Source organism: Micromonospora carbonacea (assembly GCF_014205165.1).
In the GTDB taxonomy this organism is placed as follows: domain Bacteria; phylum Actinomycetota; class Actinomycetes; order Mycobacteriales; family Micromonosporaceae; genus Micromonospora; species Micromonospora carbonacea.
Map to the genome: position 1 here is coordinate 434,354 of NZ_JACHMZ010000001.1, position 14,538 is coordinate 448,891.

General features: G+C 73.9%; 16 protein-coding genes. 11 read left to right on the forward strand and 5 right to left on the reverse strand.

Annotation, left to right across the window (positions count from 1 at the left end; genetic code table 11):
- Positions 1 to 12 precede the first annotated feature (12 nt).
- From HDA31_RS01950 to HDA31_RS01970, 5 genes are all read left to right on the forward strand, one after another.
- Entirely contained in the window at positions 13 to 327 is a 315-nt protein-coding gene (locus HDA31_RS01950; RefSeq protein ID WP_074472481.1) for an MGMT family protein, read from the forward strand.
- A gap of 32 nt (positions 328 to 359) precedes the next feature.
- Entirely contained in the window at positions 360 to 1,805 is a 1,446-nt protein-coding gene (locus HDA31_RS01955; RefSeq protein ID WP_178066471.1) for an MFS transporter, read from the forward strand.
- The gene (locus HDA31_RS01960; protein WP_178066470.1) at positions 1,802 to 3,349 is read left to right on the forward strand and encodes a pyridoxal phosphate-dependent decarboxylase family protein; all 1,548 of its coding nucleotides are present in this window, start codon (positions 1,802 to 1,804) and stop codon (positions 3,347 to 3,349) included. Before HDA31_RS01955 ends, HDA31_RS01960 begins: the two co-directional genes overlap by 4 nt.
- An 85-nt stretch (positions 3,350 to 3,434) precedes the next feature.
- A complete protein-coding gene (locus HDA31_RS01965; RefSeq protein WP_178066469.1) occupies positions 3,435 to 4,016 on the forward strand; it encodes an NADH-quinone oxidoreductase subunit B in 582 nt (193 codons plus the stop codon).
- 557 nt (positions 4,017 to 4,573) lie between these two features.
- Positions 4,574 to 4,924, forward strand: a complete 351-nt coding sequence (locus HDA31_RS01970; protein WP_178066468.1) for a hypothetical protein — start codon at positions 4,574 to 4,576, stop codon at positions 4,922 to 4,924.
- Positions 4,925 to 5,473: 549 nt separating this feature from the next.
- On the opposite strand, the gene HDA31_RS01975 is transcribed toward HDA31_RS01970, so the two are convergent.
- Positions 5,474 to 5,659: a helix-turn-helix transcriptional regulator gene (locus HDA31_RS01975; protein WP_246384722.1), complete on the reverse strand. Its 186-nt coding sequence runs from the start codon at positions 5,657 to 5,659 to the stop codon at positions 5,474 to 5,476.
- Between the two features lie 147 nt (positions 5,660 to 5,806).
- On the opposite strand from HDA31_RS01975, the gene HDA31_RS01980 reads away from it, so the two are divergent.
- The 3 genes from HDA31_RS01980 to HDA31_RS01990 are packed head-to-tail and all read left to right on the forward strand — an operon-like array spanning position 5,807 to position 7,775.
- Positions 5,807 to 6,175, forward strand: coding sequence for a hypothetical protein (locus tag HDA31_RS01980; RefSeq protein WP_246384154.1), 369 nt, complete (start codon positions 5,807 to 5,809; stop codon positions 6,173 to 6,175).
- A complete protein-coding gene (locus tag HDA31_RS01985; RefSeq protein WP_178066466.1) occupies positions 6,172 to 6,408 on the forward strand; it encodes a flavin reductase in 237 nt (78 codons plus the stop codon). The genes HDA31_RS01980 and HDA31_RS01985 overlap by 4 nt, the downstream gene beginning before the upstream one ends.
- Before the next feature lie 50 nt (positions 6,409 to 6,458).
- Positions 6,459 to 7,775, forward strand: coding sequence for a DUF2252 domain-containing protein (locus tag HDA31_RS01990; protein ID WP_178066465.1), 1,317 nt, complete (start codon positions 6,459 to 6,461; stop codon positions 7,773 to 7,775).
- A 21-nt stretch (positions 7,776 to 7,796) separates the two neighbouring features.
- Here HDA31_RS01990 and HDA31_RS01995 read toward each other — a convergent pair whose 3' ends face one another.
- Entirely contained in the window at positions 7,797 to 8,843 is a 1,047-nt protein-coding gene (locus HDA31_RS01995; protein ID WP_178066464.1) for a glucose 1-dehydrogenase, read from the reverse strand.
- Between the two features lie 125 nt (positions 8,844 to 8,968).
- On the opposite strand from HDA31_RS01995, the gene HDA31_RS02000 reads away from it, so the two are divergent.
- Both HDA31_RS02000 and HDA31_RS02005 read left to right on the forward strand, forming a co-directional pair.
- Positions 8,969 to 9,652, forward strand: a complete 684-nt coding sequence (locus tag HDA31_RS02000) for an NADH-quinone oxidoreductase subunit C (RefSeq protein ID WP_246384153.1) — start codon at positions 8,969 to 8,971, stop codon at positions 9,650 to 9,652.
- Positions 9,652 to 10,614: a complex I subunit 1/NuoH family protein gene (locus HDA31_RS02005; RefSeq protein ID WP_178066463.1), complete on the forward strand. Its 963-nt coding sequence runs from the start codon at positions 9,652 to 9,654 to the stop codon at positions 10,612 to 10,614. Before HDA31_RS02000 ends, HDA31_RS02005 begins: the two co-directional genes overlap by 1 nt.
- 55 nt (positions 10,615 to 10,669) lie before the next feature.
- Here the strand turns inward: HDA31_RS02005 and HDA31_RS02010 are convergent, their stop codons facing one another.
- Complete coding sequence (locus tag HDA31_RS02010) at positions 10,670 to 11,932, reverse strand: S8 family peptidase (protein ID WP_219824959.1); 1,263 nt, start codon at positions 11,930 to 11,932, stop codon at positions 10,670 to 10,672.
- Between the two features lie 204 nt (positions 11,933 to 12,136).
- Complete coding sequence (locus HDA31_RS02015) at positions 12,137 to 13,216, reverse strand: glutathione S-transferase family protein (protein WP_221486540.1); 1,080 nt, start codon at positions 13,214 to 13,216, stop codon at positions 12,137 to 12,139.
- A 141-nt stretch (positions 13,217 to 13,357) separates the two neighbouring features.
- Between HDA31_RS02015 and HDA31_RS02020 the strand changes: the two genes are divergently transcribed.
- A complete protein-coding gene (locus HDA31_RS02020) occupies positions 13,358 to 13,798 on the forward strand; it encodes an ester cyclase (RefSeq protein ID WP_246384151.1) in 441 nt (146 codons plus the stop codon).
- An 81-nt stretch (positions 13,799 to 13,879) separates the two neighbouring features.
- Here HDA31_RS02020 and HDA31_RS02025 read toward each other — a convergent pair whose 3' ends face one another.
- Positions 13,880 to 14,455, reverse strand: a complete 576-nt coding sequence (locus HDA31_RS02025) for a Uma2 family endonuclease (protein WP_178066461.1) — start codon at positions 14,453 to 14,455, stop codon at positions 13,880 to 13,882.
- Positions 14,456 to 14,538 lie beyond the last annotated feature (83 nt).

Genomic DNA, 14,538 nt, shown 5'->3' on the forward strand with positions numbered 1-14,538 from the left:
TCGTGGCAGCTCGTGACACCTGCGGAGTACGTCGAGGCGGTCCTGGAGCTGGTCGAGCGCATCCCACCTGGCCGGGTGATGTCCTACGGCGCGGTCGCCGACGCGCTGGCCGAGCGCTCGGGGCGGGCGTCGGCGCGGCTGGTCGGCTCGATCATGGCCCGGCACGGGGGCGGGGTGCCGTGGCACCGGGTGGTCACCTCGGCGGGCCGGCTGCCGCCCGGCCACGAGGTCGAGGCGCGGGCCCGGCTGCGCGCCGAGGGCGCCCCGCTGGGCGGGACGGGGGTGGACATGGCCGCGGCGGCCTGGTCGCCGGAAGAGGGGATGTGACCGCGACCGTAACGTGAGTAACATTCGGCGTCATGACGCTGCCGCCCGCCGGACCCGGGACGCCGCCCGCGGCCCAGGCGCCGCAGCCCGGCGCGGGCGGGGCCGCTCCGCAGTCCGGCGGCCACGTCCTGCCCCGCCGGGTGCACGCCGGCTATGCCCTCGGCTCCCTGGTCACCGGGGCTTTCGGCACCGTGCCGGGGCTGCTGCTCCTGCCCTACCTGACCGACACCCTCGGCGTCGCCGCCGGGGTGGCCGCCCTGCTGGTGCTCCTGCCGAAGGCGTGGGACGTGCTGGTCAACCCCGTCGCCGGGCGGATCTCCGACCGCACCCGGTCGCGCTGGGGGGCCCGCCGGCCGTACCTGCTGCTCGGCGGGCTCGCCCTCGCCGTGCTGTTCGCCGCGATCTTCGCCGCCCCGTTCGACGCCGGACCGGCCGCCGGGGCGTACGTCGCGCTCGCCTTCCTCGCCACGGCGACCGCGTTCGCGTTCTTCCAGGTTCCCTACGTGGCGATGCCGGCCGAGCTGACCGACGACTACGCCGAACGTACCCGGCTGATGAGCTGGCGGATCGCGGTGCTGGCGGTGGCCATCCTGGTCTCCGGCGCGGTGGCCCCCGCCGTGGTGACCGCCGGCGGCGACGGCGTCGCCGGGCACCGCTGGATGGGCCTGTTCGTCGCCGCGCTGATCGTGCTCGGCACCCTCGGCGCGTTCCTCGGCACCCGGGGCGCGCCCACCGGCACGGCCGGCGAGAGCGAGCCGACGCTGCGCGCCCAGCTCGCCGTCGCCGCCCGCAACCGGCCGTTCCGGGCGCTGCTGGTCTGCTTCGTGATCCAGTCCGCCGGGGTGGCCACCATCCTGGCCGGGGTCAGCTACTTCGCCGACCAGGTGCTGCGCGACCCCACCACCGGCCCGACCGTGCTGTTCGCCTGCTTCGTCGGGCCAGCGCTGCTGGTGATGCCGCTGTGGACCCGCGTCGGCGCGCGGGTCGGCAAGCGGTCCGCGCTGGTCGCCGCGTCCGTGCTGCTCACGGCGGGTGCCGCCGGCCTGGTCGCCGCGCCGGCGCTGCCGGCCGTCGCGGTCTACCTCGTGGTCGCGGTCATCGGCGTCGGGTACGCCGGCCAGCAGGTCTTCGCGCTGGCCATGCTGCCCGACTGCATCGCGTACGACACGGCGCGCACCGGCCGCCGGCAGGCCGGCGTGTTCACCGGCCTGTGGACGGCGGGCGAGACCCTCGGCCTCGCCCTCGGCCCCGGCATCTACGGGCTGGTGCTCCAGCTCAGCGGCTACGTCTCCTCCGCCACCGGCACGGCGGCAGCGCAGTCCGACGCGGCCCGCCTCGGCGTGCTGCTGGGCTTCACCGTGCTGCCCGCCCTGCTGGTCGGCCCGCCCCTGCTCCTGCTGCGCCACTACACGCTCACCCGGGACGACCTGCTTACCGTCGCCACCGGCCACCACGAGAGGAACGTCACCGCCGCATGAGCGACGACCAGGACAACGGCCAGGACACCGGCCGGGCGCTGCCGGAGCGCGGGCTGCCGGCCGAGCGGGTGCTCGGCGACGTCAAGGCGCTGCGCGCGGGCGACCGGCCCACCCACGGCGGGCGGCTCTTCGCGTACGTCTACGACCCGGCCGTGCCGGGCCTGGACGAGCTGGCCGCCGCCGCCCACGCGGGCAGCGCGCACGTCAACGGGCTCGACCCGACGGCGTTCCCGTCGCTGCTGGCGATGGAGAACGCGCTGGTCGGGGCGGCGTCCCGGCTGCTCGGCGGCGGCACCGGCACGAACGCCCCCGACGTCGTCGGCAGCGTGACCAGCGGCGGCACCGAGTCGCTGATCCTCGCCGTGAAGGCCGCCCGCGACGCCCGCCCCGACGTCGCCGCGCCCCGCATCGCGGTGCCGGTGACCGCCCACGCGGCGTTCGCCAAGGCCGCCCACTACCTGCGGGTCGCCCTCGACCCGGTGCCCGTCGACCCGGTGACCCTGCGGCCGTCCGCCGCCGCCGTGGCCGCCGCGATCGGCCCCGACACGGTCCTGGTGGCCTGCTCCGCCCCCTCGTACGCGCACGGTGTCGTCGACCCCGTCGCCGAGATCGCGGCGGTGGCCGCCGGGGCCGGGGTGCGCTGCCACGTCGACGCCTGCTTCGGCGGCTGGACGCTGCCCTGGCTGCGCCGCCTCGGCGAGCCGGTGCCGCCGTTCGACTTCGCCGTCGCCGGGGTCACCTCGATCTCCGTCGACCTGCACAAGTACGCGTACGCCCCGAAGGGCGTCTCCGTGCTGCTGCACCGCACCCCGGCGCTGCGCGCCCCGCAGTTCTTCGCGTACGCCGACTGGCCCGGCTACACGATGGTCAACCCGGTGATCGCCTCCACCCGCTCCGGCGGCCCGATCGCCGCCGCGTACGCCACCCTGCGCCACCTCGGCGAGGACGGCTATCTGCGGCTCGCGGCGGCGACCCGCGACGCCGTGGCCGGGCTCGCCGACGCGGTACGCGGCACCCACGGGCTGCGGCTGCTGGCCGAGCCCGAGTCGACGGTGGTCTGCTTCACCTCCACCGACCCGACGCTGGACCTGTTCGTGCTGGTCGACGAGCTGACCGCGCGCGGCTGGCACACCCAGCCCCAACTCTCGTACGGTGACCTGCCGGCCAGCGTGCACCTCACCGTGACCGCCGCGGTGGCCCCCCGGGTGGCGGAGTTCGGCCCCGACCTGGCCGACGCGGCGGCGGCGGCCCGCGCCGCCGGCCCGGTGAAGCTGCCCGCCGAGCTGACCGCGCTCGCGGCGACGCTGACCCCGGACGCGCTCACCCCGGAACTGGTCGCCGGCCTGGCCGCCGCCCTCGGCCTCGGCGGTGCGGCGGCCGGTGCCGTTGGCGCTGCGGCCGGGTCTGGTGGCGCTGCGGTTGGCTCCGGCGGCGGCTTCGCGCCGGACGCCACCGTCAACGCCCTGCTCGACGCCGCCCCGCCGGCCCTGCGGGAGCGGCTGTTGGTCGAGTTCGTCGGCCTGCTGCAACGCCCCACCTACTGAGCTGCCCCTGAGCCGCCGCCCTGAGCTGTCCCGTTCGGGGCGGGCGGCGGCTGTGGTTGACTGGCGCGGAGGAGAGGAGGCGGTCGTGCAGCTGCCGGCAGTGCTCGGGGAGCCGATCCGGTTCGTGCTGAACTGGGGCCGCCGCTACTCGCTGTGGGTGTTCAACTTCGGCCTGGCCTGCTGCGCGATCGAGTTCATCGCCACCAGCATGGGCCGGCACGACTTCATCCGGCTCGGGGTGATCCCGTTCGCCCACGGCCCGCGCCAGGCCGACCTCATGGTGGTCTCCGGCACGGTCACCGACAAGATGGCCCCGGCGATCAAGCGGCTCTACGACCAGATGCCCGAGCCCAAGTACGTCATCTCCTTCGGCGCGTGCTCCAACTGCGGCGGCCCCTACTGGGACTCGTACTCGGTGACCAAGGGTGTCGACCAGCTCATCCCCGTCGACGTGTACGTGCCCGGCTGCCCGCCCCGCCCGGAGGCGCTGCTGCACGGCATCCTGCGCCTGCAGGAGAAGATCGCCGCCGAGCAGTCCGGCATCGGTGGCGTCCCCCGCCCCGACCCCCTGGCCTCCCCGGCCGACGCGGAGGCCGCACCGGCCGGCGGCCGGTCCCCCCGTTCGGTGGAGTCGCTGGCCGCCCCGCCCATCCGCCGCCCCGACTGAGTCCCGCCCCGATTGAGCGCGCGTGACGGATGCGGACCTCGGCAGGACACCGTGTCCGGGCTCCGGTTCGTGCGTGCCCTGCCCCGGCATAATCAGCCGTGTCGAAGCTCGATGTTCCGGGTGGCCCGCCAGCGAGTCGAGGCGAAGAGGGGACCGCAGTGGCAGTGCCAGAAGACGTGCCGAGGAACCAGAATCCCGACGAGCGGCCGACCCTGCGGCGACGCCTGAGCCGCCACTACAACGAGAGTCTGGACGGCAGCGGCAGGGGGGCCGTGCTGAGCGCCCTCATCGGCCTGGTGACAGCCCTGCTCGGGGCTGCGGTGGCGATCTACGTGGCGACCAGGGGCGACGACAAGGACGCTCCACCGGACGCCAGGCCGAGTGCCGGAGCGAGCAGCCCGGCCAACGCGCCGCCGGTGCCGAGTTCCCCGGCCGCGCCGGGTCCCACGGCCACCCCGAGCCCTACGGCCACCCCGAGCCCTACGGCCACTTCGTCGACCGGGCCGGGCCCCACCGTGGCCGCCCCGTCCGACGGGGAGGTCCGGTGGAGCGGTGAGGTGCAGTTCGCCACCCACGGCGTCGATCTCGACACCGTGCCGGCGGCGGTGCAGAGATACTGGTCGACCGACGCGGACCTCAGTCGGGACTCGGCGAGCGCGGATGACGGGCTGCACGCGGAATGGGGACAGCTCGCCTTGTGGCCGGGGCCGGGCACGCCCTCGCGGCAGCAATGCGCCGAGCGCGTCTCCACGCACGGCGCGGAGTGGGTTCACGTCCCGGTCGGCAGAATCGGTTGCCTGACCACCAACAAGGACCACGTTGCCATGTTCAAGGTCATCCGCTATCCGGACGACTCCTTCCAGGTAACCGCCCATGTCACGGTCTGGAACCCGCCAGAGGGCTCCTGACCCATCCCGCCCGCGCCGTTGCCCGCCCCCGCAGGATGCCGATCGCTCTCGCCACCGAGGCTCTGTCGGGGACGCCCCAGCGGGACGGGACATGGTGGGTGCCGACTGACGGCGGCGAACCGGACACGGGCCACCCCTGAATAGCTGGGGCCGGTGTCGAAGCCGACCCACCGCGGCCCGCATGGGTGGGTTCTGGAGCACCTGAGGTGGGCCTGCACAACAAGATCGTGCTCGATCAGTGAACGCGTGGCCTTGTTGCGGCGAGGAGGCCACCCTTTCCGGGATCGAGCGCGACCTCGCATCCCTGCCCAAGCCGCAGCGCTCCTGCGACGCCACCCGCTCCGAAGTTCACAGATCTTGGAAGCGGACGGCCCCTCTGGGGGCCGAGAACTTCCAAGATCTACCCCATCCCGCTCCCCCGCACGATGCGCCCCTGGCGCAGCCCTCACCCCCGCGATCTTGCAGTTTCGGCCCAGGCAAAGCGGGCGAAACGCCCTTCTCGGGGGCCGCAAGTGCAAGATCGGCGCGGGCGGACGGGGTGAGGGTGAGTCAGGTGGGTTCTTCGTCGGCGAGGGGACGGTTGCGGCGTTCGGCGTATGTCCGGATCTCGGCGGCGTCCCAGATGCGCCCGACGGTGAGCGTGTCGATGGGGGCGGGGAAGTCGGGCCGGTCGACCAGGATCGCGGCGCGCTGGCGTGAGACGCCCAGATAGGCGGCGACCTCGGACAGCGCCATGACTCGCACGGGCGGACCCTCCGATGACAGAGGTAGGCAAGTTGTCATCAGGGGGATTGACTACCTGTCAATAGGCTGCCAGTGTGGCCGTATGCCCACACTCCGTGAACCCAAACCCGTACCTCTCGCTCCCTCCCACCGCCGGACGTGGCGTTCGTGCTGGCGGCGCTGTTCGTGTGGCCTGCCGGCCCCCTGCCCGGATCGCTTCACACCGGGCCGCTGGTGACGGCGCGGGCGATCAGGGCGGGCGACCTGCTGCACCTGACCCGCGCCGCGAGCCCGCAGTTCGTCCGCCCGATCGTCGTGCGGGCGATCCGGGAGCTGACCGACCGGCACACCTACCACGGTTGGACCTGGATCGAGGCGTACGAGTTGGACGCCCGGGGCGAGGCGGTCGCCAAGCGTGAGTTGTTCGTCCGGCGGAACGGGCTGCGGTGGTTGACCCCGGGTCAGGCGGTGACGACGGCGACCCGCCGTCCCGGCCGAGCCGCCCGCAGCGTGCGGGTGCCCGCATGAGGCGGCCGGAGCACGCCCCGAGCCGACCCACCTGGCGCTGCCGAGCGTGCGGGATCGCCTGGCCTTGCTCGCCCGCCAAGCTGCGTCTCCTGGCGGTGTACCGGGAGGACCGTGACGGCCTGCTGAGCCACCTCGCCGCCCTGATGGAGGAAGCTGCCGTCGAGCTGGGCGGTGCTGTCCTGCCTGCCCGGCTGGCCGAGCGCTTCACCGGCTGGGCGCGACCCAGGGCGTAGGGCGGGACCGGGTAGGCGGGACGGTGGCGGGGTGGGATTAGCCTGCGGCCATGAACCAGTCTGCGGACAAGCGTTCCGCTTTCATCGTCGACGTGCTGACCGAGGAGTTCGGCGCGTCGATGGCGCTCGACCCGGCGGCGTTCCGCCGCAAGTTCCGCAAGATGGCCGCCTCGCCGTTCGCCTTCTACCGGGGCAGCGCCTCGCTCTTCTACGCCGACCAGCGGGGCGACTTCGCCGACGACGCGTTCCTCGACGAGCGCACCAGCCGGGTGTGGATCCACGGGGACCTGCACGCGGAGAACTTCGGCACCTACATGAACGCCTCCGGGCGGCTGGTGTTCAACGTCAACGACTTCGACGAGGCGTACGTCGGGCCGTTCACCTGGGACCTGCGCCGCCTCGCCGCCAGCGTCGCCCTGCTCGGCTACGCCAAGGCGCTCTCCGACCGCGCGATCGGTGACCTGGTCGCCGGCTTCGCCCGGTCGTACCTCACGGAGCTGCGGGCCATCGCCGCCGGCGGGGACGACGCGATCGGCTCGATCACCCTCGACAACGCCGACGGGGTGCTGCGCCGGGTGCTCCAGCAGGCCCGGCTCAACACCCGGGTGGACCTGCTCGCCGCGCAGACCACCGTCGACAACTACGAGCGGCGGTTCTCCCTCGGCGACGGGGTGTTCGAGATCGACGGCGACACCCGGGAGAAGGTCTGCGCCGCGTTCGCCGACTACCTCGGCAGCCTGCCCGAGTCCTCGGCGAACCTGCGCCCGGTCTCCGCGCACATCAAGGACGTCGTGCTGCGCAAGGGGGTGGGCATCGGCTCGGCCGGGCTGCCGTCGTACAACCTGCTGCTGGAGGGGCACACCGAGGCGCTGGAGAACGACGTCGTCATCTACATGAAGCAGGCCCAGGTGCCGGCGGTCGCCCGGCACATCGACGACGAGCGGGTGCGGTCGTACTTCCGGCACCAGGGGCACCGGACGGCGGAGTCGCAGCGGGCGCTCCAGGCCCACGCCGACCCGTGGCTGGGCTTCACCGAGCTGGACGGGGCGGGGCAGCTCGTCGCGGAGGTCTCCCCGTACGCCGCCGACCTGGACTGGGCGGACGTCAACGAGCCGGAGGAGCTGGCCGGGGTGCTGGCCGACCTGGGCCGGGCGGTGGCCCGGATGCACTCGGTCGCCGACGACGAGTCCAGCCACGACCTGGTCGACTACTCCACCGAGGAGGCGATCGTCGCGGCGGTCGACACGGACCCCGACGGGTTCGTCGCGGGCCTGGTGGAGTTCGCCCACGCGTACGGGCTGCGGGCCCGCGAGGACCACCAGCTCTTCGTCGACCTGTTCCGCAACGGCCGGCTGCCCGGCATCTGAGCCGACCCGGGGCCGGGCCGCTCACCGGGTGAAGTCCAGCACCACCTTGATGTCGTCGCCGGTGGGGGTGTACGCCTCCGCGTACGCCGCCACCGGCACCCGGCGGGTGATCAGCGCGTTCAGCCAGGACTGGTCGGCGCGGGCCAGCGCCGTGGCGGCCAGGTCCCAGTGCCGCCGGTTGGCGTTGACCGAGCCGAACACCACGTTGTTCTCCAGCACCAGCTCCCGGTTGAGCGCCCCGGCGTCGAAGTCGAGGGTCCGGCCGCCGCTGGACACGCCGGTGAGGCAGACGATGCCGGTCGGCCCGGCCTTGCACATCGCGTCGAGCACGACCGCCGGCGCGCCGGTGCACTCCACCACCACGTCCGGCACGAGGTCGAGTTCGCTCACCGGCCCCGTGTGGTACGTCGCGCCCAGCGCCCGGACCAGGTCCGGCTTCGGCCCGGTCTCGGCGCGGTCCAGCACGTGCACGGCGAACCCACGCTGGGTGGCCAGCAGCGCCGCCAACAGGCCGATCGGCCCGGCCCCGGTGACCAGCGCGGTCTGCGGCTGCCACTCGGCGCGGGCCCCGATGCGCTCGATGTGGTCCCACGCCTTCGCCACCACGCTGGTCGGCTCCAGCAGCATCCCCACCGGGGCGAGGACGGGGTCCAGCCCGACGGCGAAGCGCGGCTGCACCCGCCACCGGTCCCGGGCGAAGCCGGGCAACCCCTTGATGCCGTGCTCCGTGTACTCGCCGTTGCGGCACATGTCCCACTCGCCGACCGCGCAGTTGGCGCAGGGCACCGGGTCCGGGTGCCGGACGATGCCGACCACCAGGTCGCCGGGGTGCAGGATGCCACTCGGGTCCTCCACCACCCGGCCCAGCGACTCGTGCCCGAGCACCAGGGCAGCCGCGCCGGGCGGGGCCTCGCCGAAGGTGCCCTCGACGATCTCGTGGTCGGTGCCGCAGATCCCCACGGCCAGCGCCTCGACGAGGATCGCCCCCTCCTCGGCGTGCGGCTCCGGGTAGTCGTCCACCAGGCGCAGCGAGTCGCGGACTCCGGGGTTGACGGTCACGGCGCGCACGACCCCATCCTTCACCGCCGGGCGCGCCGCCGCTCGGCGAATCCGGCATCCGGCCCGCCGCCCGCCCGGCAGAACCGGCATCCGGGCCGCCCCGGGTGACCGGCGTCGGTCATAGGATCAGCGGCATGACTCCCGAAGAGGTCGGCCAGCGACTGGTCGCGCTGCTCGCGCCCGTCGAGGCCACCGCGTCGGTGTCCGGCGGCCAGGCGTACGCGCGGGCCACCGTCGACGTACCCCCGGCGAGCTGGCGGGACGCGCTGCGCGCGGCCCGCGACGACGCCGACCTGGGCTGCGACTTCTTCGACTGGCTCTCCGCCGTCGACCAGCTCGCCGACGGCTGCGAGGTGGTCGCCCACCTGTGGTCGACGGGGCGTCGGCACGGCCTGCTGCTGCGCACCCGGGTGCCGTGGGACGCGCCCCGGGTGGACTCGGTCGTCGACCTCTACCCCGGCGCGGCCTGGCACGAGCGGGAGACGTTCGAGATGTTCGGCGTCGACTTCCCCGGGCACGGCGAGCTGCGTCCGCTGCTGCTGCCGCCCGAGTTCGAGGGGCACCCGTTGCGCAAGGAGTTCGTGCTCGCCTCCCGGGTGGCGAAGCCGTGGCCGGGCGCGAAGGAGCCGGGCGAGTCGACCGCCGCCGGTGGCCGCCGCGCGGTGCGCCCGCCTGGGGTGCCGGCCCCGGGCGAGTGGGGGCCGACGTCGCCACCGGCCGCCGGGCCGCCCGCCGGCGCGACGCGGGGCGAGAGCGCGACGCGGGGCGAGAGCGCGACGCGGGGCGACGGCGGCGCGGGCGACGGGGGCGCGGCCTGATGCCCGACTGGTTGGAGGCCGTGCTGCGGGTGGTCGGCGTGCTGGTCGCCTTCCTCACCCTGCCGCTCGTCGTCGGGCAGGCCGAACACAAGGTGATGGCGCACATGCAGGGCCGCCTCGGCCCGATGTACGCGGGCGGCTTCCACGGCTGGGCGCAGCTCGTCGCCGACGGGGTCAAGTTCGTGCAGAAGGAGGACGTGACCCCACGGGAGGCGGACCGGGCGGTGTTCCGGCTGGCCCCCGTGGTGGCCCTGGTGCCCTACCTGCTCGCCCTGCTGGTGATCCCGCTCGGGCCCGGCGACCTGGTGGGCCAGCCGCTGGACATCGGCCTGTTCTTCGTCCTGGCCGTGGTCGGGGTGGGCGTGGTGGCGGTGCTGATGTCGGCGTGGGCGTCCGCCAACAAGTACAGCCTGCTCGGCGGGCTGCGCGGGGCCGCCCAGCTCCTCGGCTACGAGCTGCCGCTGGTGCTGGCCGCCGCGTCGGTGGCGATGGCGGCCGGCACGCTGAGCCTGCCCGGCATCGTCGAGGCGTGGCGGCCCTGGTGGCTGCTCTGGCAGGCCCCCGCGATGATCGTCTTCTTCGTGGCCGGCTTGGCCGAGATCCGGCGGCCCCCGTTCGACATGCCGGTCGCCGACTCGGAGCTGGTCTTCGGCTACCTGACGGAGTACACGGGGCTGCGCTTCGCGTTCTTCCTGCTCGCCGAGTACGTCGGCATCGTGGTGATCGCCGCGCTGACCACCGTGCTCTTCCTCGGCGGCTGGCAGGGCCCGTTCGCCGACGCCCAGCTCGGCTGGCTGTGGACGCTGCTGAAGGTCTTCGCCGTCTCGTTCGTGATCATCTGGCTGCGGGTGTCGTACCCCCGGCTGCGCGAGGACCAGCTCCAGCGGCTGTGCTGGCTGGTGCTGGTGCCGGCATCCCTCGCCCAGCTCGTCCTCACGGCCACCGTCCGCGTCTGGATGTAAGGAAGGGCCCCCTGTTAACGCATTCTGTTGTACAAGGGGCCCTTCCTAACACTCGTTACGGGGCGGCGTAGAGCAGGCGGTTCGGCGAGCCGGGGCCCGGGTCGATCACCACGCCGGTGGTGGCGGCGGCGATCAGCGCGCTCTTGGCCTGCGCGAGCGTGGCCGTCGGGAACTGCTGCCGGTAGCGCGCCATCCAGCCCGTGACGTGCGGCGCGGCCATCGAGGTGCCCGACCAGCCGGACGCGACGGCCGTGTTCGAGGCGATGCCGGCGGAGGTGATGTTGACGCCGGGGGCGAAGACGTCGACGCAGGTGCCGTAGCTGGAGAACGAGGCCCGGGTGTCCGTGACGTCGGTCGCGGCGACGGTGACGCCCCGGGACGACCGGGGGCCGTTGGTGCAGGCGTCGGTGTTGAAGTTGTTGGCGATGAAGACGGTGTGCACGCCCGAGTCGATCAGGTTCTCGGCCGCGGTGTTGGGGGTGGTGCCGTACCCCTGGAGGCTGAAGTTCGCCACCGACACCGGGTCGTGGTGGGTGGCGATCCAGTCCATGCCCTCGATCAGGTCCGTCGTCCAGCCGGAGTTGTCGCACTGGAGGACCCGTACGGCCTTGATGGTGACGGACTTGGCCACCCCGTACGTCGCGCCGCCCACGGTGCCGGCGACGTGCGTGCCGTGGCCGTGGCAGTCGTTGGTGCCGTTGCCGTCGCCGACCGCGTCGTAGACGCCGCTGGCCCGGCCGCCGAAGTCGACGTGGCTGGCCCGGATGCCCGAGTCGACCACGTAGACGGTGACGCCGGACCCGGTCGACGTGTAGCCGAAGCTGTTGTTCAGCGGCAGGTAGTGCTGGTCGATGCGGTCCAGCCCCCAGGACGGCGGGTTCGACTGGACGGCCTGCGTCGAGAAGTCGTCGGCGCCGCCGCCGTAGATGCGGCTGTCCCGTTCGACGTACGCGACGGCGGGGTCGGCCCGCACGGCGGCGAGGGCCGCCGGGGAGAGCTGGGCGGCGTACCCGTCGAGAACCCGGGTGTAGCGGTTGAGCACGGTGCCGCCGGCGCGCTCGGCGACGGCGGCGGCCCGGCTCGTGCGGGCGGTGCGCGTGGCGCGGTCGGTGCCGGCGGGCGGGTCGGCGAGCACCACGATGTACCGGTCCGGCGCGGCCTCCGGTCCGCCCGGACGCAGCGGGGCGGGCGCGGGACGCCCGGGCTCCGCCGCGCCGGGGGCGGCCGACGCGGGTACGGCGAGGGTGGTGACGAGCGCTCCGGTGATCATGCCGGCCAGCACACCGAGGCGTGCCGTTCTGCGACCTGGCTTCCGCAAGGCTGATCTCCTCAACTGTGGACAGCCTGCGCCGAACACCGGCGAAAAGCCGGCGGCGCAGGCCACTCAAGTCGATCAGCCTGAATTGAAGCGAGTGTTAACCAGTGAAGATTATCGATTAATTCGAGGTGCTCGTCGGATGCCCCGCAGGTGCCCGCCGCCTGCTCAGCGGGTGCCCTGCGGGTGCGCGGAACGCCCCCGGTCTCAGCCCAGCGGGGTGTGCGCCGGGTCGACCCGCTCGGCGGGCGGCGGGGGCGGCGGCGGGGTGCCGTCGCCGAAGGGTCGGCCGCCGAGGGCCTCCCGGCCGTGCGGGGTGAGCCAGTTCGCCAGGTCCGGGCCGAGCGGGACGACCCCGGTCGGGTTGATGTCCCGGTGCACCTCGTAGTAGTGCCGCTTGATGTGGTCGAAGTCGATCGTGTCGCCGAACCCGGGGGTGGTGAACAGGTCCCGGGCGTACGCCCACAGCACCGGCATCTCCGACAGCTTGCTCCGGTTGCACTTGAAGTGGCCGTGGTAGACCGGGTCGAAGCGGACCAGCGTCGTGAACAGCCGCACGTCGGCCTCGGTGATCGTGTCGCCGACCAGGTACCGCTGCCCCGACAGCCGCTCGGTCAGCCAGTCGAGCCGGTCGAACAGCCGCCGGTACGCCGTCTCGTACGCCCCCTGGCTGCCGGCGAAGCCGCACCGGTACACGCCGTTGTTGACGTCGGCGAAGACCACGGCGTTGACCTCGTCGATCTGGTCGCGCAGCCGGGCCGGGTACAGCTCGGGCGCGCCCTCGCGGTGGTACGCCGTCCACTCCGTCGACAGGTCCAGGCTCATCTGGGCGTAGTCGTTGGTGACCACCTGCCCCGTCGGCACGTCCACCATCGCCGGCACGGTGATCCCCCGCTCGTAGCCGGGGAACCGCTTGAAGTACGCCTCCTGGAGGCGCTCGATGCCGAGCACCGGGTCCCGCCCGCCCGGGTCGAGGTCGAACGTCCAGCTCCGGGCGTCGTGGGTCGGCCCGGCCACCGCCATCGAGAGGACGTCCTCCAGGCCGAGCAGCCGGCGCACGATGATCAGCCGGTTGGCCCAGGGACAGGCGCGGCTGACCGCCAGCCGGTAGCGTCCCGGCTCCACCGGCCAGCCGTCCCGCCCGTCGGCGGTGATCCGGGTGGCGATGTACCGCTGGTCCCGGGTGAACTCCCCACCGGGCTCCACGTACTTGCCGCCGGTCGTCGCGCCCGCCTCGTCGCCCACGTCGCCCCCTGCTGTCCGCCTCGCCGTCTCCGTCCGTCCCATCTTGACCGATCCGCCGCCCCGGGGCCCGCCGAGCCCCGATCCCCGCGTCCCGCGCCCGCCGAGCCCCGATCGCCACGCTCCCGGCCCGCCGAGAGCGCCGCACCCCGGCGTACGGGAGGACCGGCTGGCTAGGCTGCCCCGGTGAGCGACAGGGATGCGGCGGCGGTGCCCGACGGGGAGGCGGCGGCCCGGCGCTTCGTCGCCGACGTGTGGAACGCCGGGCGCGAGGAGTCCGCGTACGAGCTGGTGGCGGCGGGCTGCCCCGGGCTGGGCGGGACGGGCCCGGAGGCGGTCCTGGCGTGGCACCGGGAGCGGCGGGCGGCCTTCCCCGACCTGCGCTACAAGCTCGTCGACGTGGTGGCCGCCGCCGACCGGGTGGCGGTGCGCTGGCGGGCCGCCGGCACCCAGGCCGGCCCGTTCGGGCCGGTGCCGCCCACCGGGCGGGTGGCGAGCTTCTCGGGGGCGACGTTCCTGCGCTTCGACCCGGCGGGGCGGATCGTCGACGTGTGGCACGCCACCGAGCTGTTCCAGCTCCTCCAGCAGCTCGGCGTCGAGATGCTCCCGCCGCTCACCGGCCCCTGACGGCCGCCCGGCGACGACCGACGTCGCGGCTGGCGACCCGGCGGCGGGCGGTGACGTCGCCCGGCCGCGCGGCGGGACCCGTCACAGGTGCCGGGGCGTGATCCGGGCGATCGACAGGTTCACCGGGAACGGCTCGCCGGTGTCGACGAACTTCGTCCAGCGGCCGGTTTCCGTGTAGACCTCGTCGACCGGGTCGATCCGGTGGGTGTGGACGGCCAGCTCGCCGTCGCCGGTCTCGATCCGCCAGTAGAACGGGATGCCGGCCTGCGCGTAGAGGGCCGGCTTGAGCACCCGGTCGATCGAGCGGGTGCTCGGGGAGACGACCTCGACGGCCAGCACCACCTCGTGCGGCGCGTACCGCGACGGCGAGCGCCGGGCGGCCTCCGCCGTGGTGACCAGCACGTCCGGGATGAAGCAGCGGGTCCGGTTGATCCGCACCTCGACGCCCTGGGTCACGTCGTACTCGTCGGGGCACTCCTCGACGAGGGCCGCCATGAGAAGACCGGCGATGGTCTGGTGGATGCGGGTGGGGGAGGGGGACAAGAGCAACACTCCGTCGAGCAGTTCGCGGCGGCGACCGTCCTCGGGCAGCCCGTCGAGGTCGTCGGTCGTCCACCCGCCCTCGGGCGGGAAGTCGCTCTGCAACGCGGCGGTCATGGGACAGGTCCTTCCCGGCGTGTCGTTCTCCCCGCCGTCACCGTACCGCGCGAAGGGCCGGGTGGTGGTCGCGCGCGCCGGGG

What these genes read in the sequence shown, in the direction of transcription:
- HDA31_RS01975 (WP_246384722.1), bottom strand. Translation starts at nt 5,659, where the DNA reads ATGGCGCTGTCCGAGGTCGCCGCCTATCTGGGCGTCTCACGCCAGCGC.
- HDA31_RS02025 (WP_178066461.1), bottom strand. Translation starts at nt 14,455, where the DNA reads ATGACCGCCGCGTTGCAGAGCGACTTCCCGCCCGAGGGCGGGTGGACG.
- HDA31_RS02000 (WP_246384153.1), top strand. Translation starts at nt 8,969, where the DNA reads ATGACTCCCGAAGAGGTCGGCCAGCGACTGGTCGCGCTGCTCGCGCCC.
- HDA31_RS01960 (WP_178066470.1), top strand. Translation starts at nt 1,802, where the DNA reads ATGAGCGACGACCAGGACAACGGCCAGGACACCGGCCGGGCGCTGCCG.
- HDA31_RS01990 (WP_178066465.1), top strand. Translation starts at nt 6,459, where the DNA reads ATGAACCAGTCTGCGGACAAGCGTTCCGCTTTCATCGTCGACGTGCTG.
- HDA31_RS01955 (WP_178066471.1), top strand. Translation starts at nt 360, where the DNA reads ATGACGCTGCCGCCCGCCGGACCCGGGACGCCGCCCGCGGCCCAGGCG.
- HDA31_RS02005 (WP_178066463.1), top strand. Translation starts at nt 9,652, where the DNA reads ATGCCCGACTGGTTGGAGGCCGTGCTGCGGGTGGTCGGCGTGCTGGTC.
- HDA31_RS02015 (WP_221486540.1), bottom strand. Translation starts at nt 13,216, where the DNA reads ATGGGACGGACGGAGACGGCGAGGCGGACAGCAGGGGGCGACGTGGGC.
- HDA31_RS01985 (WP_178066466.1), top strand. Translation starts at nt 6,172, where the DNA reads ATGAGGCGGCCGGAGCACGCCCCGAGCCGACCCACCTGGCGCTGCCGA.